Below are 22,817 nucleotides of genomic sequence, written 5' to 3' on the forward strand. Positions count from 1 at the left end.
CGGGGGCGCAAAGCGGCAATCCGCACGATTCGGTTCCACAAGGGACGATGTCTGCCCGCGCGTACGTAACGGCGCGACCCTGGCCCGGAGAGTCCTGGTCTTGGCAGGCGCGGGTGGAGCCGACCACCGCACGTCTGGCCGGACGGCATCAACATCAACCGGCTCGACGACGACCAGTGCCGGCTCACCGACCCGTGATCCACCACCTACGATCGTCTGCGTGGCAACCGCCCTCGTGCTCATCGACCTGATGCCCCGGATCATCGCGCTCGACGTCGCCCCGTACCGCGGCGACGAGGTCCTCGACCGCTGCCGCCGGCTCGCCACCGTCTTCCGGGCGCAGGGTTGGCCGGTGGTACAGGTCCGGGTCGAACGACCGGGCGTGGCCGAGCAGCCGCCGGGCAGCGACTTCGCCGAGGACCTGGTCGAGCCGGGCGACATCGTCGTCGTCAAGCGCACCATCGGCGCGTTCCACGGCACCGACCTGCACGAGCAGTTGCAGCGTCGCGGGGTGGACACCCTGGTACTGGCGGGGCTGGTGACCACCATGGGCGTCGAGTCGACCGCCCGGGCGGCCAGCGACCACGGGTACGAGCTGGAGTTCGTCGCCGACGCCATGTCCGGCCTCACCGCAGGCGAGCACGAGTTCACCGTCGAACGAATCTTCCCCCGCTTCGGCGCGGTCCGCTTCGCCGACGACTACCGCTGACTTCGCTACCCTGCCGAGATGGCCGAGACCATTGACGACAGTCCCGTCGGGTGGGTCGCCAGCCACGTGCGGCGATACCTGGAGACCGACGGCGCCGACGGCGGGAAATACCACGGCTACGACGCCCTGCTGCTCACCACCCGGGGCCGCCGGTCGGGCAAGCTCCGGCGTACCGCGCTGATCTACGGCCGGGACGGTGACCGGTACCTGCTGGCCGCCTCCAACGGTGGCGCGGCGCGCCACCCGAGCTGGTATCTGAACCTGTGCGACCACCCGGAGGTGGAGGTCCAGGTCGGCGCGGAGCGGTTCCCGGCCCGGGCGCGGACCGCCACGGCGCAGGAGCGGGCCCGGCTGTGGGAGGCGATGACGGCGGTCTTCCCGACGTACGCCCGCTACCAGCGGCAGACCGACCGCGAGATCCCCGTCGTCATCGTCGAACCCGCTCAGTCCGTCGATGACGCGGAGTAACGCCCTCGGGGAAGGGCCTCGCCCCGGATGCGTTCCCACCGTCGCCCTGCCGGCGATCATTGGCGTTGATTCCGACGAGGCAGACCCGGTTGAGCACAAGGACCAGGACGTGCGGAACCGTCATCAGGGCCGGCTGCGTCGGGCCTTGTCGCTGCCGTCGCTCAGATCATCGCCCGCAGGGCGCGGCTTGGGGGCGATGAGCCGCGATACCTGCGCCCGGAGTCTCTGGTCGGTGGGTGGGATGACCTGGTAGCCCAGCCGCTTCAGTTCGGTCTCGGCCGTGCCCGTGTTGCGGCGGACGACAGCGGCGATCTGCTTGATCCGGTAGTCACGGCGGGTCTTCTCCAAGGTCTCACGCCAGCTGGCTTTGGGCTTGACCAGTCCTTCGACGATCAGGCATTCGAGCAGGTCCTCCAGGGCTGGCCGGAAGCGGCGACCGCCGACCGGAAGATGAATCTTGGACAGACCGTTGGTCTCTTTACGGCCCAGTTCAGCGAGGAGCTTCTCCAAGGTCGGATGAGCGGCGCAGACCTGGATGTGCGCCTCGCTGTAGCGGTCCTTGTCGCGCTGGAAGTCGTAGTGCAGGAGGAGATCGCACGGATCGTCACCGACCAGCAGGCCGCAGAAAGATGCCTCCACGGTCAGGAACTTGCTCTCGGCCCGGTCCAACGTCAGCAGGCATTGCACGTCCAACCAGACGCCCGTGCGTCCCACGGTCCGCATCCGGACCGGCTGTGACGTCAGCGGACCGAGCTGAGTGCCGACGACCGCCTGCTCTGCCGTGATCCTGGCGACCACCCGCGCGTTGTCGCAAACCGTCTTGTTCAGTAGCGCCTGCATGGTGTCAGCGAACTCGCGAGCCTGCGGCCCGAGCCCGCTACGGCTGCGTGTTGCCAATGGACATCCACAACTTCTGAGCCTCAAGAGAGCTGAAGTCGCGACGGCGGGCCATCTCGGCGAGTTGCTGATAAGTGAGGTGCAGCTTGTCGAGCGCGCGGCGAGCAGCTTCCTGCCATTCGGCCTGGCTCATCTCGATGACAACCGGTCCGGGCACCTGTGACGGCGCGGTCGTCATGATGAGCCTCCTCGAGCTGCGCACAGAACCTGCTGGACGCCCTCATGCTAGCCACAGGAGCGTCGATCTTCTACCCCACGTGACGACGAATTAGCTCAAGGTGACGAGCGATTGCGCGATCACTCGTGGAGCATCCGCGTCAAACCGCTCGGGGTCGACCAGCACGTCGACGGCGACGCCCGGCTCAACGAGCCAGAACGCCTCGGCGCCATCACTGAGACCTTCCCTATCGCCTTGGCGGAACCCGGTCAGCGTCCAGTCCGCCGGATCGTGCTCGTGGTACTCGGCGAGGAAGTCGCGGAGGTCCGCGAGCGTCGCCAGCCGTCCTCCCCGGAGTACATGCACCCGCACGTCGACCCGGTAGCCGCCCTCGACCTGACGCTCCCAGACCCGGGTGGCGAACCGGACGTCCTCCCACTCGGTGGCGAAGTCCGAGACCATCTCTCCGACGCCGGACGGCAGATACCCGATCCGGAACCCGTCCAGGTCGCCCCCGTCCGGGCCGGAGGCGCGAGGCCCGGCTGTCATCCCGCCGCTTCGATCGCCGCCTGCACCTTGTCCAGGTAGTTGAACCACCACTCCCCCTCGGCCTTGGGCTTCGCAGACAGCAGATGTGCGGCCACCACGAAGGCGAACACCACAACGGACTAAGCTGGCAGCTCGTCGACCAAGCGCCGGCCAGCACGGTGGCTGGCTCCTCGCGCCGCCAGCACCATACTCAGTTTCCCAAGGCCTGAACCTTGGCGATCGTCTCCTGGATGTGCTGCCTGGCGGGCTCGCCACCCTGGGCGGCCTGCCCCAGCGCCTGCCGGTAGGCGTCGATCACGCCGATCAGCGGGCCGGCGGCCACGCCCTCCAGCGCGCCCGCGACCAGCGCGCGCGCCTCGGCCGCGTCCTGCTCGGCGGACGCGGTCTTGGCCTTCGCCTCGTCCAGCTTCTGGGTTGCCGCCGCCAGCCTCGCGATGATCTGCGCTGCGCTCACGCGCCCTCCCCCAGGTCGCCCCCGCACCGATCGGCCACGCCAGCGCACCGGCGTCGGCCACAAGGGAGCGTACGAGATCCGCCCACCCACCGCGACCGACCAATGACGCGGGAGCTGTCAGCTCCGCTCGGCGACGAACACGCCGACCCCGCCGACCCCCTCGACCAGACCCTCGATCTTGAGGGCATTGATCGCCTGGCGCACGACGATGGCAGACACGCCGTGCAGGCGACAGAGTTCTGAGGTGGACGGCAACTTGTCGCCCGGCGCGAGTTCTCCGGATTGGATCCGAGCGCGGATGCCGTCGGCGATCTGCGCCCACTTGGCTTTGGCGGGCATTGGATTCTCCCAGGTCTGCACCGCCATTTGATCACGCGCGACTTTGTATAGCAAGCAATGTGCAGTCAGTGCTTGCGCGTGCATGACCTGTTATATACGCTCTCTTTCGGCCGGCTTCCCCAGGTCTGCAAACCCGGAGCTGGTCTTTCCCCACCGCACAGAGCGCCCGGCTGGCCGAATTCCCCTCGGCTGGCCGGGCGTGCCGGGGGCTGCCCGCACGCGGCTCCCGCACCGACACACACAACCGGGCACCACAAACCAGGACTCAGGGAGACCGACCCGACGGGAGACCGGCCCGTGGACCACGAACCCGACCAGTACGACTTCGTCTCCGCGCAGGACGTGGAGGACGCCGACGACGTGCACTTCGCCCATCCCCCGCGCCCGGTCACCCGGTGGCTCTGCGACTGCGGCGAGGACTACCCCTGCCCCGACGTCCGCTTCGCCCTCCTGGTCAGGCACGCCCGGGTCAGGGCCGCGCGGGCGAGGGGCACCGGCGACGGGCCGGCAGGATGAACGGCGCCGCCTACCGGGCATACGCCGGGCAGCAGGTCGCCGAGGCGCGCCGGACGATCGGCGCGCACGGCATCGACGCGTACACGGGCATCTGCCGGAGCTGCGGGCGGCCCGGGCCGTGCGACGAACAGCGGGCCGCGCGGACCCGGCTCGTCCACTATCTCGAGCCGGCCGAGGAGCTGCACGCCGATCGGCCGCCGTGAGAGGACGCGGATCGCGGCCGGGACGCGGGGTCTGCTCAGCGCAGGAAGCGGACGAACAACAGGCTGGCGCAGTACGCCGTGGGCACCAGGGCGACGCAGATGACGAAGCCGAGCGGGACGAACCGGGGCGGCTCCACGGTGGCCAGGGCGGGCCGGCCCCAGCGCCCGAGAATCAGCCAGCCGGCGGCGAACGAGAGCACCGGCAGCCCGGCGCAGACCCAGGCGCCCAGGGTGAAGCCGCTGACCAGCCCGACACCGGAGGCGAGCACCAGCACCAGCATGAGCAGCACGCCGGCGGCCGCGCACGCCACGTAGACGGCGACCGCCCGGGCCGTCGGCGACCAGGTGGGCAGCAACTCGGGCCGGTGGGCCAACGCCTCGGTCGCCTGGGTGTGCCGGTCGGCCTCGTCGACCAGGCGGCGGGTCTCCTCCAGCACCACCGCCGGGTCGGCTTCCGGGTCCCCGGCAGCCACCTCGCCCGCGTCGGGCGGCACCGCGGCGGGGCCGGCCGGGCCGGAGACGGGCGGGGCGCCGATCGCCTGGCCGAGCTGGTCGAGGCGCCGTCCCTGGGCGGCGAGCCGGTGGCCGAGCTGGTCGGCGGCCGCGTGCATCCGCCGCCGGCGCTCCGCCTCGGCGCCGGCGCCCCGCTCCCCCTCGCGTACCTGGGTGGAGAGCTGGCGCACCGCGGCGGCGTACTCGTCGAAGGTGGACACTCAGCGCTCCCCCTCCTCGGGCCGGTGGCCCGGCCGGGTGAACGGTACGATCAGCGCGGTCCGCTGCGCGTGCCGGTCCACCAGCAGCGCCCGATCGGCGCGCGGGACGTAGGCGAGGTCGGTCACCCCGAGGTGCAGGCCGAGGTCGCCGGCGGGCACGTTCAGCGCCACCAGGCAGGCGACGTCGTCCCGGTTCTGCGACCCGCCGAGGTCGTCGGCGAGCCGGCGCAGCCCCCGCCACCAGCCGAGCAGGTGCACGCCGTGGCCGGGCCCCTGGCGCAGCAGCGCGCGCAGGTCGTCGTGGCCGGAGCGGTAGCTGCCCGGGTCGGTCCGGGCCAGGGTGGCCGCCGCCGCGTCCATCCCGAAGACCACCAGGTACGTCCGGCCGCGCTCCCCCGGGTCGGCGGTCAGCTCGCCGATCCGCTGCCGCAGGCCGGCCGCGTCGACCTGGGTGACCGGGTGCCCGGCGGCCTTGATCCCGGCCGCGGTGTCGTCGGCCAGTTCATCGGCGGCCTCGACCAGCGGCGCCAACACGAACTCCGCCTCGCCCGGCGCGTGCTGGCGGGCCAGGCTCAGCGCGGCGGCGTGCAGCACGTGGGCGCCCGTCACCGAGGTGCCCACCGCCGCCAGGTGCCGACCGGGGGTGGCGTCCAGGGCGAACCGGGCGGGAGTGCCGTCCACGTCGACCGTCCGGCCGATCAGCGCCGACGGACGCCGGTTACCGGGGCGCAGGGCGGCGCCGGCCGGATCGTCCTCCAGGTGCGCGGGCGCGGACCCCCGGAAGACCGTGGGGGGCGGCGAGCCCTCCGGCCGCGCGTCCCACAGCTCGTAGCGCAGCTCGGCGATCTGCCGGGCGTCGGCGTGCGCGTCGGGGAACCGGACCAGGGTGTCCGCGCCGGCCGCGCCGGCGGCGGTGTTGATCACGGCGGAGCCGACCGCCGTGGCCGCGGCGACGTCCCCGCGCGGGCCGAGCACGGCCGCGCCGCCGGGCAGCGCCACCCGGAGCGCGAACTGCCCGAACAGCGACTCGGCGCGGCCGTAGAGGGCCTCGACACCGGTGGCGCTCTGGCTGGCCAGCACCAGGTGCACGCCGTACGAGCGGCCCTTGCGGGCCAGCTCCTCCAGCAGGTCGACGGCCTCCCGGGCCAACCGGTCGTTGTCGGCGAGCAGCACCTGGAACTCGTCCACCACGGCCACGATCCGGGGCGCCGCCTCCTGCGCCGGCAGGTCGGCGAGCTTGCTCACGCCGTGCCGTTTCAGCAGGTCGGCCCGGCGGCCCAGCTCCCGGCGCAGCTCGCGGAGCACGGCCAGGCCGTACTCGCGGTCGGACTCGACGCCGACCGCGCGGGCGTGCGGCAGGAAGGACGGGTCCCGTTCGGTGGGCACGAACTCGGTGAAGCTGACGCCCACCTTGAAGTCCAGCAGGTAGAGCCGCAGCTCGGCCGGGGAGTAGCGGGCGGCGAGGCCGTAGAGCACGTCGACCAGGAAGACCGTCTTGCCGGCGCCGGTGCGCCCGCCCACCAGCCAGTGCGGGGTGGCGTCGTCGAACGCCAGGGTGACCGGGTCCCGGCCGGCCCGGCCGACCACGGTGCGCAGCCCGGTCCGCGCGGACTCCGTCCAGCGCCGTTCGGGCAGCAGGTCCGCGACGTGCAGGGCCTCCTCGCGCCGCACGGCCGCGCCCAGCCGCGCGGCGAGCGATCGTACGGCCGCCGCCGGCGGATCGCCGTCGAGCAGCACCGGTACGGCCAGCCCGGTGCCGTCGGCGCTGAACGGCTGCCCGGGCGGGTCGCCGACCCAGGCGTACCGCTCGTCCAGCCGCAGCGCGGTGGTGGCGCCCAGCGGGGCCGGCGCCGGCCCGGGCAACGCGGCCGGGTGGCCGGCGAGCAGGACGCAGACCGCGGCGGCCGACCCGGCATGGGTGAGCGCGGCGAGCCGGGCGAGCTGGCGCGGGCCGGGCGCGGAGGCGGCCACCACCACCAGCAGCTCGTGGTCGTCCCGGTCGGCCTGCTGCGCGCCCCGGGCATGCGCCTCCGCCGCGTCGAGCAGCGCGTCGATCTCGGCCTCGGTGACGGCGGGCGCGCCGAGCACCCCGGCCTCGCGCAGCGGCCGCAACGGCAGGAAGGTGGCGCCCAGCGCGGTCGGATCGACGCCGACCACCCGGACCGCGCCCGGCGCGGCGGTGGCCAGCAGCCGCAGCACCAGCACCCGCAGCAGCACCGCCACCCGGGGGTCGCGGGCGTCGGCGTTGACCGCGAGGTGCCCGCCGGCGCCGAGCGGCAGCAGCAGCGGGAAGCGACCGTCGGCGGTGGACGCCTCACCGATCCGCACCGGCGCGGGCGCGCCGGCCGACGCGGTGGGCGCGCCCACGCCGCTCGTCGGGGCGGCGAGGTCGTCGGCGAGCCGGGCCAGCCGGGCGACGAGGTCGACGGTGCGCTCCGGTACGGGGTGCCCGGCCAGCCGGTCGAGCAGCTCCCGGGCCCGCGCCCACTGGTCCCGGACCTGCCGGTGGACCGTGACCGCCTGCCCGTACGCCGACGCGAGCCTGCCCACCCTCTGCTCCCCACCGACGTCCGCCTGGTCGAGGGAACCCTAACGGAGCCACGCCCCCGGCGCACGAGGCCATCGGCGGGCACCGTTGGCCCGATGTTCACCTGCCGGCCGTCGGGCCGGCCGGACGGTGTTCCGCCGGCCCGGCTTGCCTGACCGCGGACGACAACGACGACCATCTGGAAGGTGACCCCGTGACCTCCTCCCCCATTTCCCGCCGCAACCTGCTCCGTCGCGGCGCGGCCGGCGGCCTCGGCATCGTGGTGGCCGGCAACCTGGAGGCGATCGCCGGGCCGGCCGCGGCCCGCGCCGCCTGCCGTCCGGCCGTCGGCTACGGCGAGCTGGTGCCGGACCCGGCCGGCCTGCTGGCGCTGCCGCCCGGCTTCTCGTACACGATCGTGGCGCAGGCCGGGGTGACCCTGCTGGAGACCGGCCAGCCCACCCCCAGCGACGCGGACGGCACCGGTTGCTTCCGCTCCCCCACCGGCTCCGTGCTGGTCAACAACCACGAGATCGGCGGCAGCGAGCCGTACGGCGTGCCCGCGATGGCCGGCCTCACCTACGACCCCGGCGCCCGGGGCGGCACCACCACCATCGAGGTGGACGGCGAGGGCCGGCGGCTGCGCGAGTACGTCAGCGTGGCCGGCACCCACAACAACTGCGCCGGCGGCATCACCCCGTGGGGCACCTGGCTGACCTGCGAGGAGACCGAGCAGCGGGCCGATGGCAAGTACCTCAAGGACCACGGGTACGTCTTCGAGGTGGACCCGCACGACCGGGAGCAGAACCTCCACCCGGTGCCGCTGACGTTCCTTGGCCGGTACGCGCACGAGGCGGTGGCGGTCGACCCGTACACCCACTCGATCTTCCTCACCGAGGACGCGGGCGGCCCGAACGGCCTGTACTTCCGGTGGACCCCGCCCAGGGACTTCCGGGGTGGCAAGGGTGCGCTGCGCGCCCTGGCACTGCGCCCGGACGGCGACACCGCCGGTGAGCTGCAGGCGATGAACTGCTTCCAGGGCAGCCGGCACGTCGCCGACCTCTCCGAGGCCACCACCCCGGGCACCCGCTACACGGTGGAGTGGGTGGACGTGCCGGACCGGGACGCGAGGACCGTCTCGGTGCGCAGGCAGTTCACCGACGAGCAGGTGACCCGCAGCCGCAAGCTGGAGGGCGCCTGGTGGGCTGACGGCGGCGCCTACTTCGTGGCCAGCTTCGCCCGGCACGACGACGGCAGCGTCAACGAGCACGACGGTCAGGTCTGGTTCTACGACCCGCGCTCGGAGACGGTCACGCTGAAGACCATCTTCGGGGTGAACCCGGACCCGGCGCAGGAGGGCGGGTACGACGGCCCGGACAACATCACCGTCTCGCCGTACGGCGGGGTGATCCTGGCCGAGGACGGCGAGGGCCTGTCCCACCTGGTCGGGGTGACCGCGCAGGGCAAGGCGTACCCGTTGGCCCGCAACGAGCTCAACGACAGCGAGTTCACCGGCCCGACGTTCAGCGCGGACGGGAGGATCCTCTTCGCCAACATCCAGTCCCCCGGTTACGTCTTCGCGATCACCGGGCCGTGGGGTCGGCCGAGCGACGCGGACCCGTCCGCCGACCGGTCCTGAGCTCCGCGGTCAGCGCCGGCAGGTCGCCGTACCGGTAGGTGGTACGCCTCGATGACGCCGGTGACGTCGCGGATCCACGGGTCGGCGGCGCCGACCGCACCGGCCGGGCGTCCGCTCCACCGGCACGGGGAGCGGGCGCCCGGCCGCCGGCGTCACGCCCGGCCTGCCGGCACCGGGGCGGGCACCCGGGCGGCGGCGGCGAGGGCGCGGCGCGCCGTCGAGGGCGGACGGTGGGATCGAACGCTACGAAGCTGATGTCGTGGCCGGATCGGCCGGGCTCGTCGGCGCGACGGGCGCGGTCGCCGCCTCGATCGCCCGGATGTGCCGGTACGCGAACCAGAGCGGCGGGAAGGCGCCGACGGCGAACGACAGGTCGACCACCGTCCAGAACCACGGGATGTCCCGGATCGGGCCGCAGATCAGCGCCAGCGGCACGATCCCGGCGCAAGCGATCATGCCGAGCTGGACCACCCAGACGTTGCGCACCGGGTCGCGCAGCGGCCCCCAGAACGCCACCGCGAGGACCAGGTGGGCGAAGGCGAGCCAGTCGGTGCCGTACAGCAGGAACGGATAGCGGTCACCCGTCTCGACCAGTCCGGTGTGGACCCGCTCGATCCAGCCGACCAGCGCGGGCAGCTGGTCCGCGAGCGGGTCGAGCGCCCGCAGCAACCAGCGCACCTCGATCTCCAGCGGGAACGCGGTCACCCCGCTGAGGAAGAGACCCACCACGACGACCCACAGCCACCGGCGCGTCCGCCGCAGGCGCTCCTCGATCTCCATACCGGCAGCGTAACGATGATCTTCATGGCCCGGGCCCCGGAAATGTCCCACCCGGACCCGAAGATCATGTCTTCGCAGCACGCCGTAGCGTCCGGCCCGATCCGTACCGGTCAGCCGGGAGCGTCGGCGTGCGCGGGCCGCGCGGTCGTGGACCGCGCGGGACGGGCGGAGCCGCCCGACGGCCGGACCGGTGCCGGCCGCGGGCCGGGCACCGCGCCCGCCACCAGTCGGGTGGTCCCCGCCAGGACCGGGCCGGGCCGCACCGCCCGGGCCAGGGTCCACGCCGGTCGGACCACCCGGGTGGCCGTCGAAGCGACCCGGAGGACGGGACGGCGCACCACCGGCGCGGCGAGCACCAGGCTCACCCGACGGCGCAGCCGCCGGTCCCGCAGCCGGTCGAGCGCCACCCCGGCGGCCACCGTGGCGACCGCCGCGGTCGCGCCGGCCAGCACCAGGGTCTGCCGCGGTCCGACGTGTTCGGAGAGCCAGCCCAGCAGGGGCGCGCCGACCGCCGCGGAGACCGAACCGGTCACCGCCAGCGCGGCCAGCACCCGGCCGCGCATCGCGTAGTCGGTGTCCAGCTGGGCGCGGGCGCCGACCGTGGTGTCGATGAGCACGGCCGCGGCGGCGACCGGAAGGATCACCGCGGCGAAGCTCAGCGTGCCCGGGGCCAGGCCGGCGACGATCTGCAGGCCGCTGGCGAGCAGGCCGGCGCCGACCAGGATGCCGTAGCCCAGCTCCCGCCGGCGGGCCGCGACGAGCGCCCCGAGCACGGTGCCGACGGCGAAGACCGTGGAGAGGAAGCCGTAGCCGGACGCGCCGCCGCCCAGCGGGCCGTCGCTCATCGCGGCCATGGTGACCTGGTAGTTGCGGCCGAGGCTGCCGAGCACGAAGGACAGGGCCAGCGCGACGAGCACCACCGGTTGGCGGAGCAGGTAGCGGAAGCCGGCCCGGATGCCGCCGTCCGCCGGCGCCGCGTCGGCCGCCGGCTCGTCCGCGGGCCGCTCCCCCTGGCGTACGGCGAACAGGGCCGCCACCACCGCGACGAAGCTGGCGGCGTTGACGGCGAAGAGCAGCGCGGGGCCGACGGCGGCGACCACGACGGCGCCGGCGCTCATGCCGAGGATGCGGCCGGCGGAGTTGGTGAGCGAGCCGAGGGCGAGGGCGTTGCCGAGGCTCTCCCGGGGCACCAGCGTGGAGCACCAGCGGCCCATCACCGGGCCCTCGATCGCCGACACCGCCCCGGTGGCCAGCGAGATCGCGTAGATCGCCGGCAGGCCACCCGCGCCGGTGACCGCGACCACCGCCAGCCCCGCCGCCAGGGCGGCGTGGGCGGCCTGTGCGGCGATCAGCAGCGGCTTGGCCGGCACCCGGTCGGCCAGCGCGCCGCCCCAGACGCTGAGCAGCAGCGTCGGGACGGCCTGGAGCAGGACCGCGAAGCCCATCGACGTCGCCGATCCGGTCTCGGCCAGCACGTACCAGTTGACCCCGAGGACCTGCATCCAGGTCCCGATAACGGACACGAATCCGGCACCGGCCCAGATCCGGTAGTTCCGGTGCCGCAGCGCGGCGAAGGTGGTGGCCAGGGCCACGACGGATCCCCCCGTGGGAACGACGACGACAAGACGAAGCCGAACCGCGGGCGGTTCGGCAGCCGCCAAGTCTGGCGTCGATCAAACCCGGGCGCCCGTGTTCGTGAGGCGACTCACCGTGATCGGGCTGCGAACCCGACAGCGGGTACGGGCGGGACGGGCGGTGCGTCGACGGGACGCACCGCCCGTACGGTCAGCGGGCCGCGAGCGGCTGCCGGGCCGGGTCCACCGGAGCCGGGAGCGTCCCCACCCCATCCAGGTACGCGTGGATCGCGGCGGCCGCGGCCCGTCCCTCGGCGATCGCCCAGACGATCAACGAGGCGCCCCGGTGCATGTCGCCGGCGACGAAGACCCCGTCGGCGCCGGTCTGCCAGTCCGGCCGGGTGTCGACCGCGCCGCGGGCGTTGCGGGTGACCCCGAACTGCGCCAGCAGCGGCTGCTCCTCGGTGCCCTCGAAGCCGATGGCCAGCAGCACCAGGTCGGCCGGGAGCTCCCGCTCGGAGCCGGGCAGCACCGTGACGCTCCGCCGGCCGTCCCGCTTCTCCACGGTCACCTCGGCGATCCGGACCGCGCGGACCTGGCCGGTCCCGTCGTCGACGAACTCCTGCACCGCGACGGCGAAGACCCGGTCGCCGCCCTCCTCGTGGGCCGGGTAGTTGCGCAGCACCCACGGCCAGGTCGGCCACGGGTCGCGGGCGGCGTCCCGGTCGTGCGGGGGCTCCGGGTAGAGGTCGAGCTGGTGCACACCGGCCGCGCCCTGCCGGTGGGCCACGCCCAGGCAGTCCGCGGCGGTGTCGCCGCCACCGATGATCACCACGTGCCGGCCGGCCGCGTCGATCGGGGTGCCGTCCGGGAGGACGGCGAGGGCCGGCCGGCCGTCGGCGGCGGCGGCGGCGACCACCCGGTTGGCGGCGACCAGGTGGGTCATCGCCTGGTGCACGCCGCGCAGCGGCCGGCCCGGGGTCTCCAGGGTGTCCCTCCCCTGCAGGGCGCCGCAGGCCAGCAGCACGGCGTCGTGCTCGGCCCGCAACTGTTCGGCGGTGACGTCCACGCCGACGGTCACGCCGGTGCGGAACTGGACGCCCTCGGCGGCGAGCTGGGCCAGCCGCCGGTCGATGTGCTGCTTCTCCAGCTTGAAGTCCGGGATGCCGTACCGGAGCAGGCCGCCGAGCGCGTCGTCGCGCTCGTACACCGTGACGGCGTGACCGGCACGGGCCAGCTGCTGCGCGGCGGCCAGGCCGGCGGGCCCGGAGCCGACCACGGCGACCGACCGGCCGGTCGGCGCCGGCACCGGCCGGGGTCTGAGCCCGCCCCGGGCCACCGCCGCGTCGGCGATCTCCACCTCGACCTGCTTGATGGTGACCGACTGTCCGCCGCCGATGCCGAGCACGCAGGCGGCCTCGCAGGGCGCCGGGCAGAGCCGGCCGGTGAACTCCGGGAAGTTGTTGGTGGCGTGCAGCGACTCCACCGCGGCGTCCCAGTTGCCGGTGCGGACCAGGTCGTTCCAGTCCGGGATGCGGTTGCCCAGCGGGCAGCCGTCGTGGCAGAACGGGATGCCGCAGTCCATGCAGCGGGTGGCCTGCTCGCGGATCAGCCACTCCCCGGCGGGCGGGTAGACCTCGCGCCAGTCGGTGATCCGCACCGGCACCGGGCGGCGCGCCGGCAGCCGCCGGTTGTAGCGCAGGAAACCGTTCGGGTCAGGCACGGGCCACCTCCTGGGCGGCCGCCCGCGGGGCGGGCGGCGCCGGCATCGCCGGCTGAGCGGGCGCGGTCAGCGCAGACATGACCGCGTCGTCGACGTCGCGGCCGGCGGCTTCGGCGGCCCGCATGATCTCCACCACCCGGCGGTAGTCCCGGGGCACCACCGCGGTGAACTCCTCCACCGCCTCCGACCAGCGCTTGAGCAGCTCCGAGCCGACCCCGGAGTCGGTCTCGGCGACGTGCCGCTGCACCAGCTCGTGCAGCAGCTCGCGCTCCTCGTCGCGCAGCGGCGCCAGGTCGACCAGCTCGGCGTTGACCCGGTCGCGGTCCAGCCGCCACACGTACGCCGTGCCGCCAGACATGCCGGCGGCGAAGTTGCGACCGGTCTCGCCGAGCACCACCACGGTGCCGCCGGTCATGTACTCGCAGCCGTGGTCGCCGACGCCCTCCACGACGGCCACCGCGCCGGAGTTGCGCACCGCGAACCGCTCCCCCACCCGGCCGCGCAGGAACAGCTCGCCGCTGGTGGCCCCGTACAGGATGGTGTTGCCGGCGATGATCTGATCCTCGGCCCGCTGACCCGGCTCCGCCTCGCCGTCGACGAACGGCGCGGCGGCGTCCGGGCGGACGATGATCCGCCCGCCGGACAGCCCCTTGCCCACGTAGTCGTTGGCGTCGCCGTGCAGCCGCAGGGTGACCCCGCGCGGCAGGAACGCGCCGAAGGACTGCCCGGCGGTGCCGTGCAGCGCGAACTCGACGGTGTCGTCGGGCAGTCCGGCACCGCCGAAGCGACGGGTCACCTCGCCGCCGAGCATCGCGCCGATGCTGCGGTGCTCGTTGCGCACCGCCACCTCCACCCGGACCGGGCTGCCGTCGCGTAGCGCCGGCTGGGCCAGGGCGATCAGCTCGTTGTCCAGGGCCGCCGCCAGGCCGTGGTCCTGGGCCCGCACGCCGCGCCGGGCAGCGCCCGCGGGCAGCTCCGGCAGGTGCAGTACGCGCCCGAGGTCGAGCCCGTGCGCCTTCCAGTGGTCGACCGCCGGGGCGACGTCGAGCAGCTCGGCGTGCCCGATCGCCTCGTCGATGCTGCGGAAGCCCAGCTCGGCGAGGTAACCGCGGACCTCCTCGGCGAGGAAGAGGAAGAAGTTCTCCACGAACTCCGGCCTGCCGGTGAAGCGCTCGCGCAGCACCGGGTTCTGGGTGGCGATGCCCACCGGGCAGGTGTCCAGGTGGCAGACCCGCATCATCACACAGCCCTCGACGATCAGCGGGGCGGTGGCGAAGCCGAACTCCTCGGCGCCGAGCAGCGCCGCGACCAGCACGTCCCGGCCGGTCTTGAGCTGGCCGTCGACCTGCACGATGACCCGGTCGCGCAGCTTGTTGAGCAGCAGCGTCTGCTGCGCCTCGGCCAGGCCCAGCTCCCAGGGGGTGCCGGCGTGCTTGAGCGAGTTGAGCGGGGACGCGCCGGTGCCGCCGTCGTGGCCGGAGATCAGGATGACGTCGGCCTTGAGCTTGGCCACGCCGGCCGCGACGGTGCCCACGCCGACCTCGCTGACCAGCTTGACGTGCACCCGGGCGGCCGGGTTGACGCACTTGAGGTCGTGCACCAGCTGGGCGAGGTCCTCGATGGAGTAGATGTCGTGGTGCGGCGGCGGGGAGATCAGGCCGACGCCGGGGGTGGCGTGCCGGGTCCGGGCGATCCACGGCCAGACCTTGTTGCCGGGCAGCTGGCCGCCCTCGCCGGGCTTGGCGCCCTGGGCCATCTTGATCTGCAGGTCGCTGGCGTTGACCAGGTATTCGCTGGTCACGCCGAACCGGCCGCTGGCGATCTGCTTGACCGCGGAGCGGCGGGCCGGGTCGCGCAGCCGCTCGACGTCCTCGCCGCCCTCGCCGGTGTTGGACTTGCCGCCGAGGCGGTTCATCGCGATGGCGAGGGTCTCGTGCGCCTCCGCCGAGATCGACCCGTACGACATGGCGCCGGTGGCGAACCGCTTGACGATCTCGCTGGCCGGCTCGACCTCGTCCAGTGGCACCGGCGGGCGTACCCCGGTGCGCAGGGTGAACAGGCCGCGCAGCGAGCCGGCCTGCGCGGCCAGGTCGTCGACCTTGGCGGTGTACTGCCGGAAGACGTCGTACTGCCGGCTGCGGGTGGCGTGCTGGAGCAGGAAGACCGTCTCCGGGTTGAACAGGTGCAGCTCGCCCTCGCGGCGCCACTGGTACTCGCCGCCGACCTCGAGCCGGTCGGACGCTGCGGCGCCGGGCGCCGGCCAGGCCAGCGCGTGCCGGGCGACCACCTCGGCGTGGACCTCGTTCAGCCCGATGCCGCTGATGGTGCTCGGGGTGCCCCGGAAATAGCGCTCGACCAGCCGGGTGTCCAGGCCGACCGCCTCGAAGACCTGCGCGCCGCAGTACGACGACACGGTCGAGATGCCCATCTTGGACATGATCTTGAGGACGCCCTTGCCGAGCGCCTTGACGTAGTTGCGCACCGCCGTGGCCGGGTCGACGCCGACCAGCGCGCCGGTGGAGATCATGTCCTCGACCGATTCGAAGGCCAGGTACGGGTTGACCGCCGCGGCGCCGTACCCGATCAGCACGGCCGCGTGGTGCACCTCCCGGCAGTCGCCGGACTCCACGATCAGCGCCACCTGGGTACGGGTCTGCTCCCGCACCAGGTGCTGGTGCACCGCCGCGGTGAGCAGCAGCGACGGGATCGGCGCCAGGTCGGCGTTGGAGTCCCGGTCGGAGAGCACCAGGATGCGTACCCCGTCCTCGATCGCCTCGGAGACGTGCCGGCAGATCTCGGTGAGCCGGGCCTTGATGCCGGCGCCGCCGTCGCGGACCCGGTAGAGCCCGGAGACCCGGACCGCCTTGAAGCCGGGCAGGTCGCCGTCCTCGTCGATGGAAAGGATCTTGGCCAGCTCGTCGTTGTCGACCACCGGGTAGGGCAGCACGATCTGCCGACAGCTCGCCGGGCCCGGGTCGAGCAGGTTGCCCTCCGGCCCGATGGTGGTCGCCAGGCTGGTCACCAGCTCCTCCCGGATGGCGTCCAGCGGCGGGTTGGTGACCTGGGCGAAGAGCTGGTGGAAGTAGTCGTAGAGCAGCCGCGGCCGGGTGGACAGCGGCGAGATCGGGGTGTCGGTGCCCATCGAGCCGATCGGCTCGGCGCCGGCCCGGGCCATCGGCGCGAGCAGGATCTTCAGCTCCTCCTCGGTGTAACCGAAGGTCTGCTGGCGGCGGCGGACCGAGTCGTGGGTGTAGACGATGTGCTCCCGCGGCGGCAGGTCGCCCAGGTCGATCATGCCGGCGTGCAGCCAGTCGTCGTACGGCCGCTCGGCGGCCAGCTCGGTCTTGATCTCGTCGTCCGAGACGATCCGGTGGTTGACGGTGTCGACCAGGAACATCTTGCCGGGCTGGAGCCGGCCCTTGGCGACCACGGTGGCCGGGTCGAGGTCGAGCACGCCCGCCTCGCTGCCGAGCACGACGAGGCCGTCGGAGGTGCGCCACCAGCGGCCGGGGCGCAGGCCGTTGCGGTCCAGCACCGCGCCGACGATCTCGCCGTCGGTGAAGGCGACCGAGGCGGGGCCGTCCCACGGCTCCATCAGGCTGGCGTGGAAGCGGTAGAAGGCCCGCTTGTCCGCCCGCATGCCCGGGTCGTTCTCCCAGGCCTCCGGGATCATCATCAGCACCGCGTGCGGCAGGCTCCGGCCGGCCAGGTGCAGCAGCTCCAGGACCTCGTCGAAGTTGGCCGAGTCCGAACCGCCCGGGGTGCAGACCGGGAAGATCCGCCGGATGTTGCCGGGCAGCTCCGGGCTGCGCAGCAGCGCCTCCCGGGCCTGCATCCAGTTCCGGTTGCCGCGGATCGTGTTGATCTCACCGTTGTGCGCGATGAACCGGTACGGGTGGGCCAGCGGCCAGGACGGGAAGGTGTTGGTGGAGAAGCGGGAGTGCACCAGCGCGATGGCGCTGGACACCCGCTCGTCGGTGAGGTCGGGGAAGTACGCCGGAAGCTGGTCGGGGGTGAGCATGCCCTTCCAGGTCATGATCCGCGCCGAGAGCGACGGGAAGTACGCCGGCACGCCGCGCTCGGCGCTCTCCCGCTCGGCCTGCTTGCGGACGCAGAACGCCACCCGGTCCAGCTCGACGCCGGCCAGTGGCGAGCCGGCCGGACCGGCCGGGGTGCCGGTCAGCCGGTGCGCGGACAGGAAGACCTGCCGGATCCGGGGCATCGCGGCGAGGGCGGTCTCGCCCAGCCCGCTCGGATCGGTCGGCACGTCCCGCCAGCCGAGCAGGTCGGCGCCCTCGACCAGGGCGTACTTCTCGACCACCCGGCGGGCCCGGGCCTCGGCGGCGTCGTCGTCGGGGAGGAAGACCAGGCCGGTGGCGTACTGGCCGGCGGGGGGCAGCGGGAAGTCCACCACCGCGCGCAGGAACGCGTCCGGCACCTGGATCATGATGCCGGCGCCGTCACCGGTGTTGTGTTCCGCGCCCCGGGCGCCCCGGTGGTCCAGGCGGCAGAGCGCGCCGAGGCCGCGGGCGACGACCTGGTGGGAGCGCCGGCCGTGCAGATCCGCCACGAAGGCCACGCCGCACGCGTCGTGCTCGTTCGCCGGGTCGTAGAGACCGGCCGCGGACGGGGCCGACTGCGGGCTCAGAGGGTACGGAAAGGCCACCGGGTCTCCTGTCGTCACTCAGGTTGGATCATGGTCGGGACGACGTCGGCCCTTGGCGGTCTATTGAGTCTACGTTAGGGCGACCGGCGCAGGGCCAGTGCAGATTGATCACACCTTCCAGAGTCTGGGACGTGTAGTCTCGCGCGGTGGATCCCCTGCACAAGGACCTCTTCGTCCGGTTGGAACGTTTCTACGACGCGGTCCCCCGGGACGCGGCCCGGGCCGAGGAGCACGGCGGACTCGTCCTCTTCGTCCGGGACGGTGCGGGGTGGCCGTTCTACTCCCGGCCCCGGCTCGACGCCGCCGCGACCCCCTCGCTGGCCGACGTGACCGCCGTCCGGGAGCGGCAGCGGGAGCTGGGCCTGCCGGAGGCCCTCGAGTGGGTGCACGAGACCACCCCCGATCTGCTGGCGACGGCCCGCGCGGCGGGGCTGAGCGTGCTGGAGGCGCCGCTGATGGTGCTCGACCCGGCCAGGCTCCCCGACCCGGCCACCCTCACCGACGTACCGGTGCGGGTGCTGGACCCGGCGGCGGACGGCTTCGCGGCCGACGTGGCCGCCCGGCGCGCGGTCGCCGCGGTCGGCTTCTCCGCGGCCGGCACGGCGCGCGGCGAGGCCGGCCCGGCGCAGCGGGACGACGCGGTCACCGAGCTGGACGTGGCGGCGCTGGACGAGGAGCGGGCCCGGATCGTCGACGGCCGGCGGCTGTCCGTGCTGGCCGGCACAGCCGAGGACGGCGCGCTGGCCAGCGGGATGGCGATGCGGGTCGACGACGTGGCGGAGATCGCCGGGGTGGCCACCCTGCCGGTCGCCCGCCGCCGGGGCCTCGGCGCGGCGGTCACCGCCGCGCTGGCCAGGGAACTGCTCGCCGCCGGCACCGACCTGGTCTTCCTCTCCGCCGGCAGCGAGGAGATCGCCCGCGTCTACCTCCGGGTCGGCTTCCGCCGCATCGGCACCGCCTGCATCGCCGAACCCACCGCCCTCATCTGACCCCCACCCGGCCCACCCCGGTCAGGAGGTTGGGGGGCGCCACTGGGCGGCGGAGGATGCGGCGCTGGAGAGCAGGCGGGGGCTGATCGTGCCGAGGGCGGCGTCGCGGGCGCGCAGGGCCAGCCGGCCCCGGGCCTGCAGGACCGCCGACATCCGGCGGGTCTGCCGGACGACGGTGGCCGCGCGGGGACGGCACAGCCGGTCGTACGCCTGCACCGCGTCGGGCAGCCGGGACTCGCGCAGCAGCGAGGCGAGGGTCGCCGCGTCCTCGAAGGCGAGGCAGGCGCCCTGCCCCAGGTGCGGCGGCATGGCGTGCGCGGCGTCGCCGAGCAGCACCACGCCGCCCGGGCCGGCCGGGAAGCCGTACGCCCGGGGCAGCGGCCGCAGCTCGCGGACCTCCTGCTGCACCAGGTCGGCCGGGTCGGTGGCGTCGAGCAGCTCGCCGATCGGGGCGGGCCAGCCGGCGTACCAGCGCTTGAGCAGGGCGAGCTGGGTCTCCGGCGGCTCCGGACGGGGCGCGCCGGCGGCGGTGGCCACCCAGTAGATGCCGCCCCGGCGGGAGGCGCCGGAGGAGCCGCGCTCACCCAGCGAGGCGGCGACGAAGCGGTAGCCGGCGCCGAGCGTCTCCCCGCCGACGGGTTGGTCGGCGGGTAGCCGGGGCGCCCGGTACCAGGGGATCACCGCCCGGAAGGCCGCACAGCCGGAGCTGACCACCGCCGCCTCGGGGGCGAGCTGCCGGCGTACCGCGCTGTCCGTGCCGTCGGCGGCGATCACCAGGTCGGCCTCGACCAGCTGCCGGCCGACGCCGACCGCGGGCCGTTCGCCAGCGGCGGCCCGGACGGTGTCCACGCACACTCCGGTCCGCAGCTCGACCCGGTCGCCGAGCCCGGCGATCAGCGCGTCGTGCAGGTCCTCCCGGTGCACCACCACCGGCATCCGGTCGGCAGGCGTGGGGCGGGGCTGCACCAGCCAGTGGCCGTCCGGGCGGCGGACCCCGGCGTCGGGCAGCGGGGTGGCGATCGCGTCCAGCCCGGCGCCGAGGCCGAGGGCGTGCAGCGCGCGCACCCCGTTCGGCCAGAGCACCACCGCGGTGGGTTCGGGGCGGACCCGGTCGGCCCGTTCCAGCAGGGTGACCTGCCAGCCCGAGCGGGCCAGCGCGCCGGCCACCGCCAGCCCGCCGAGTCCGGCGCCGACCACCACCGCGGTTCGCATGACGTGGGCCGCTCAGCTGTCCCGGTCGGCGGGGCGACCGCCGGCGGCGCCGGCCCGGTCGTCCCGCTCCGGCCCGTCGCCGTCGCGGACGTCGTCCGCGGCGGCGCCGGTCGTGGTGTCGGTGCCCGCCGTCGTCCCGGTGTCCGCGGTGGTCCCGGCACCGGCGTCGGTCCGGTCCGCGGCCGGCGCCGCGGACTCGTCGCCGGTCGCCGGGGCCGGTTCGGCGGCGGGTTCGTCGGGGACCGCCCCGGTCTCCTGGTACGCCCGGAACTGCTCCTCGCCGACCACCCGGTAGCCCTCGGGGGCGACCGCCCGCGGCCCGTTCTCGGTGCGGGAGAGGTCGACCTGGGAGACGTCGCCGCCGGTGGCCGGGGCGGGGGTGGTCGGCAGCCCCACCGGAATCAGGTATTCCCGCGGGCCCCGGGCCCGCAGGAAGTAGACGAGCGCGCCGAGGAAGACCAGGCCGGCGGTCCAGACGTTGAGCCGGACGCCGAGGATGGTGTTCGCCTCGTCGGTGCGCATCAGCTCGATCCAGAACCGGCCGGCGGTGTAGCCCATCACGTAGAGCGCGAAGGCCCGGCCCCGGCCCAGCTTGAGCCGCCGGTCGAGGAAGAGGACCAGGGCGGCGACGCCGACGTTCCAGAGCGCCTCGTAGAGGAAGGTCGGGTGGTGGAGACCCGGCTCCAGGATGGGCTGGCCGGCGTCGTCGCGCAGCGCGTGCCCGGGGTTGTCCGGGTCCATCCGGTGGATCTCCAGCCCCCAGGGCAGCGTGGTCTGGCCGCCGTAGAGCTCGTTGTTGAACCAGTTGCCGAACCGGCCGATCGCCTGGGCCAGCGGCAGGCCCGGCGCGACGGCGTCGGCCACCACGGTGAACGGGATGCCGAGCTGCCGGGCGGCGATCCAGGCGCCGATCGCGCCACCGGCGACCGCGCCCCAGATGCCGAGGCCGCCCTCGTGGATGAAGAACACCTTGATCGGCTCGCCACCGGTGCCGAAGTACTTCTCCGGCGAGGTGATCACGTGGTAGATCCGGGCGCCGATGATGCCGGCCGGCACCGCCCAGACCGCGATGTCCAGCACCGCGCCCGGGGCCACCCCACGCTGGCGCAACCGCCGCTCGGTGACCCAGCAGGCCACCACGATGCCGACGATGATGCAGAGGGCGTACGCCCGGATCGGCGCCGGCCCGAGCTGCCAGACGGCGGTGGTGGGGCTCGGCAGAGCCGCCTGGGGAGTCATCGAGGCGAGGGTCACGGGTGCACAGGCTACCGTTGCGGACCCCTGTCGCGGCACCCCGGTCCGGCGCGGCTCGCGCGGCGGGTGACTTCTGCCGGGCACGACCGTAGGCTCGGAGGCCATGAGCACGCTCACCTGGGCGGTCGCCGCGGTCGTCACCGATGACGCCGACCGGGTGCTGCTCTGCCGTCAGGGCGGGGCGCCCCGGCGCTGGGGGTTGCCGGGCGGTCGGCTCCGGGTCGGGGAGAGTCCGACCGACGCGGTGACCCGCCGGGTCGCGACGGAGACCGGGTGGGACGTCGACCTGGTGGACCTGGTGGGCCTCTACCGCCTCGCCGACACCGCGCCGTCCCCGGCACCCGCCGGCCGGGCCGGTCCCCTGCCGGACGTGCTCGTGCACGTGTTCCGGGCCCGGGCACGTGCCGCCCGGCCGGCCCGGGATTCCGACGGGAGGTGCCAGCTGTGCTGGCACGACCGGTCCGCCCTGCCCGAGGCGCTCACCCCTACCACCCGCGTGGCGCTCACCGACGCGCTCGCCGGCCGGTCCGGCGTGCTGGCCGTCTGCGGCACCCCGGCCGGTCCCGCCCCGCAGCAGCGCGCGGAGCCCTCCCCCGACCACCCGGCCCCACGCTGACGGCCGGACGCCCGGAGACGGGGGTCAGCGGGTGGGGTTGCGGACGCCCTGGGCCAGGTCGGCGCTGAGGGTACGTAGGGCGGTCAGGCCGGCGGCGGGGTCCGGGGCGTCGAGCAGGCAGCGGACCAGCGCGCTGCCCACGATCACGCCGTCGGCGTACCCGGCGACGGTGGCGGCCTGGGCGCCGGTGCCCACGCCGAGCCCGACGCCGACCGGCAGGTCGGTGACCGCCCGCAGCCGGGAGACCAGCACCGGCGCGGCGTCGGAGGTCTGCGTCCGGGCGCCGGTGACCCCCATGATCGCGGTGGCGTAGACGAAGCCCCGGCAGTGCTCGACGGTCATCTTCAGCCGGGCGTCGGTGGAGGAGGGCGAGACCAGGAAGGTCCGGTCCAGCCCGTGCGCGTCCGACGCGGCGAGCCACTCGTCGGCCTCGTCGGGGATCAGGTCGGGGGTGATCAGGCCGGTGCCGCCGGCGGCGGCGAGATCACGGGCGAATGCGTCCACGCCGTACTGCTCGATCGGGTTCCAGTAGGTCATGGTGACCACCGGCGCGCCGGTGGCCGCGACCGCCTCGACGATGCGCAGCGTGTCCGCGGTGCGGACGCCGCCGGCCAGGGCGATGTCGCTGGCCTTCTGGATCACCGGGCCGTCCATCACCGGGTCGGAGTACGGGATCTCCACCTCGATGACGTCGACGCCGGCCTCGACCATCGCGGTCATCGCGGCGATGCTGCCCTCGACGGTGGGGAAACCGGCCGGCATGCAGCCGACCAGCACGGCCCGCCCGTCGGCCCGGGCCTTGTCGAAGGCGACGCCGATCCGACTCACGCTG

Annotated in this window: 21 protein-coding genes; 7 read left to right on the forward strand and 14 right to left on the reverse strand. The window is 74.3% G+C overall.

The features are described from left to right. Positions 1–220: 220 nt before the first annotated feature. A complete protein-coding gene (locus ACLQ2U_RS05665) occupies positions 221–709 on the forward strand; it encodes an isochorismatase family protein (protein WP_425749464.1) in 489 nt (162 codons plus the stop codon). 18 nt (positions 710–727) lie between these two features. Continuing rightward, positions 728–1,177, forward strand: a complete 450-nt coding sequence (locus ACLQ2U_RS05670; protein WP_425749465.1) for a nitroreductase family deazaflavin-dependent oxidoreductase — start codon at positions 728–730, stop codon at positions 1,175–1,177. 123 nt (positions 1,178–1,300) lie between these two features. Here ACLQ2U_RS05670 and ACLQ2U_RS05675 read toward each other — a convergent pair whose 3' ends face one another. The 5 genes from ACLQ2U_RS05675 to ACLQ2U_RS05695 all read right to left on the reverse strand — a co-directional run bounded on the left by ACLQ2U_RS05675 (position 1,301) and on the right by ACLQ2U_RS05695 (position 3,600). Continuing rightward, positions 1,301–2,017 carry a hypothetical protein gene (locus ACLQ2U_RS05675; RefSeq protein ID WP_425749466.1) on the reverse strand — a complete coding sequence of 239 codons (717 nt, stop codon included), beginning with the start codon at positions 2,015–2,017 and terminating at the stop codon, positions 1,301–1,303. Between the two features lie 37 nt (positions 2,018–2,054). Then, positions 2,055–2,252, reverse strand: a complete 198-nt coding sequence (locus ACLQ2U_RS05680; protein ID WP_425749467.1) for a hypothetical protein — start codon at positions 2,250–2,252, stop codon at positions 2,055–2,057. Positions 2,253–2,342: 90 nt separating this feature from the next. After that, positions 2,343–2,693, reverse strand: a complete 351-nt coding sequence (locus ACLQ2U_RS05685; protein WP_425749468.1) for a hypothetical protein — start codon at positions 2,691–2,693, stop codon at positions 2,343–2,345. A gap of 277 nt (positions 2,694–2,970) precedes the next feature. Beyond that, positions 2,971–3,234: a DUF6244 family protein gene (locus tag ACLQ2U_RS05690; RefSeq protein ID WP_425749469.1), complete on the reverse strand. Its 264-nt coding sequence runs from the start codon at positions 3,232–3,234 to the stop codon at positions 2,971–2,973. Between the two features lie 117 nt (positions 3,235–3,351). Further along, positions 3,352–3,600, reverse strand: a complete 249-nt coding sequence (locus ACLQ2U_RS05695) for a winged helix-turn-helix domain-containing protein (protein WP_425749470.1) — start codon at positions 3,598–3,600, stop codon at positions 3,352–3,354. A 270-nt stretch (positions 3,601–3,870) separates the two neighbouring features. On the opposite strand from ACLQ2U_RS05695, the gene ACLQ2U_RS05700 reads away from it, so the two are divergent. Both ACLQ2U_RS05700 and ACLQ2U_RS05705 read left to right on the forward strand, forming a co-directional pair. Then, positions 3,871–4,089, forward strand: a complete 219-nt coding sequence (locus ACLQ2U_RS05700) for a hypothetical protein (protein WP_425749471.1) — start codon at positions 3,871–3,873, stop codon at positions 4,087–4,089. Next, the gene (locus ACLQ2U_RS05705; RefSeq protein WP_425749472.1) at positions 4,086–4,292 is read left to right on the forward strand and encodes a hypothetical protein; all 207 of its coding nucleotides are present in this window, start codon (positions 4,086–4,088) and stop codon (positions 4,290–4,292) included. The genes ACLQ2U_RS05700 and ACLQ2U_RS05705 overlap by 4 nt, the downstream gene beginning before the upstream one ends. 35 nt (positions 4,293–4,327) lie before the next feature. Here ACLQ2U_RS05705 and ACLQ2U_RS05710 read toward each other — a convergent pair whose 3' ends face one another. Both ACLQ2U_RS05710 and ACLQ2U_RS05715 read right to left on the reverse strand, forming a co-directional pair. Beyond that, on the reverse strand, positions 4,328–5,005 hold the full coding sequence (locus tag ACLQ2U_RS05710) for a hypothetical protein (RefSeq protein WP_425749473.1): 678 nt from the start codon (positions 5,003–5,005) through the stop codon (positions 4,328–4,330). Then, a complete protein-coding gene (locus ACLQ2U_RS05715; protein ID WP_425749474.1) occupies positions 5,006–7,555 on the reverse strand; it encodes an FtsK/SpoIIIE domain-containing protein in 2,550 nt (849 codons plus the stop codon). A gap of 191 nt (positions 7,556–7,746) precedes the next feature. On the opposite strand from ACLQ2U_RS05715, the gene ACLQ2U_RS05720 reads away from it, so the two are divergent. After that, positions 7,747–9,171: an alkaline phosphatase PhoX gene (locus tag ACLQ2U_RS05720; RefSeq protein WP_425749475.1), complete on the forward strand. Its 1,425-nt coding sequence runs from the start codon at positions 7,747–7,749 to the stop codon at positions 9,169–9,171. A gap of 243 nt (positions 9,172–9,414) precedes the next feature. On the opposite strand, the gene ACLQ2U_RS05725 is transcribed toward ACLQ2U_RS05720, so the two are convergent. The 4 genes from ACLQ2U_RS05725 to gltB all read right to left on the reverse strand — a co-directional run bounded on the left by ACLQ2U_RS05725 (position 9,415) and on the right by gltB (position 17,914). Next, positions 9,415–9,951, reverse strand: a complete 537-nt coding sequence (locus ACLQ2U_RS05725) for a hypothetical protein (protein WP_425749476.1) — start codon at positions 9,949–9,951, stop codon at positions 9,415–9,417. A gap of 110 nt (positions 9,952–10,061) precedes the next feature. Beyond that, a complete protein-coding gene (locus ACLQ2U_RS05730) occupies positions 10,062–11,543 on the reverse strand; it encodes an MFS transporter (RefSeq protein WP_425749477.1) in 1,482 nt (493 codons plus the stop codon). Positions 11,544–11,736: 193 nt separating this feature from the next. Next, positions 11,737–13,248 (reverse strand): glutamate synthase subunit beta, encoded by a 1,512-nt coding sequence (locus ACLQ2U_RS05735; protein WP_425749478.1) that lies wholly within the window; start codon positions 13,246–13,248, stop codon positions 11,737–11,739. Continuing rightward, a complete protein-coding gene (gene gltB / locus ACLQ2U_RS05740) occupies positions 13,241–17,914 on the reverse strand; it encodes a glutamate synthase large subunit (protein ID WP_425749479.1) in 4,674 nt (1,557 codons plus the stop codon). The genes ACLQ2U_RS05735 and gltB overlap by 8 nt, the downstream gene beginning before the upstream one ends. A 155-nt stretch (positions 17,915–18,069) precedes the next feature. Here gltB and ACLQ2U_RS05745 point away from each other — a divergent pair, with 155 nt between their 5' ends. Beyond that, positions 18,070–18,903, forward strand: coding sequence for a GNAT family N-acetyltransferase (locus tag ACLQ2U_RS05745; RefSeq protein WP_425749734.1), 834 nt, complete (start codon positions 18,070–18,072; stop codon positions 18,901–18,903). 21 nt (positions 18,904–18,924) lie between these two features. Here ACLQ2U_RS05745 and ACLQ2U_RS05750 read toward each other — a convergent pair whose 3' ends face one another. Both ACLQ2U_RS05750 and lgt read right to left on the reverse strand, forming a co-directional pair. Next, a complete protein-coding gene (locus ACLQ2U_RS05750; RefSeq protein WP_425749480.1) occupies positions 18,925–20,115 on the reverse strand; it encodes an FAD-dependent oxidoreductase in 1,191 nt (396 codons plus the stop codon). A gap of 12 nt (positions 20,116–20,127) precedes the next feature. Beyond that, positions 20,128–21,369: a prolipoprotein diacylglyceryl transferase gene (lgt, locus tag ACLQ2U_RS05755; protein WP_425749481.1), complete on the reverse strand. Its 1,242-nt coding sequence runs from the start codon at positions 21,367–21,369 to the stop codon at positions 20,128–20,130. Positions 21,370–21,472: 103 nt separating this feature from the next. On the opposite strand from lgt, the gene ACLQ2U_RS05760 reads away from it, so the two are divergent. Next, complete coding sequence (locus tag ACLQ2U_RS05760) at positions 21,473–21,985, forward strand: NUDIX hydrolase (protein WP_425749482.1); 513 nt, start codon at positions 21,473–21,475, stop codon at positions 21,983–21,985. 24 nt (positions 21,986–22,009) lie between these two features. Here the strand turns inward: ACLQ2U_RS05760 and trpA are convergent, their stop codons facing one another. After that, positions 22,010–22,813, reverse strand: coding sequence for a tryptophan synthase subunit alpha (trpA, locus tag ACLQ2U_RS05765; protein WP_425749483.1), 804 nt, complete (start codon positions 22,811–22,813; stop codon positions 22,010–22,012). Positions 22,814–22,817: the final 4 nt, after the last annotated feature.

This window comes from Micromonospora sp. DT47, from assembly GCF_049844475.1.
In the GTDB taxonomy this organism is placed as follows: Bacteria; Actinomycetota; Actinomycetes; order Mycobacteriales; family Micromonosporaceae; genus Micromonospora.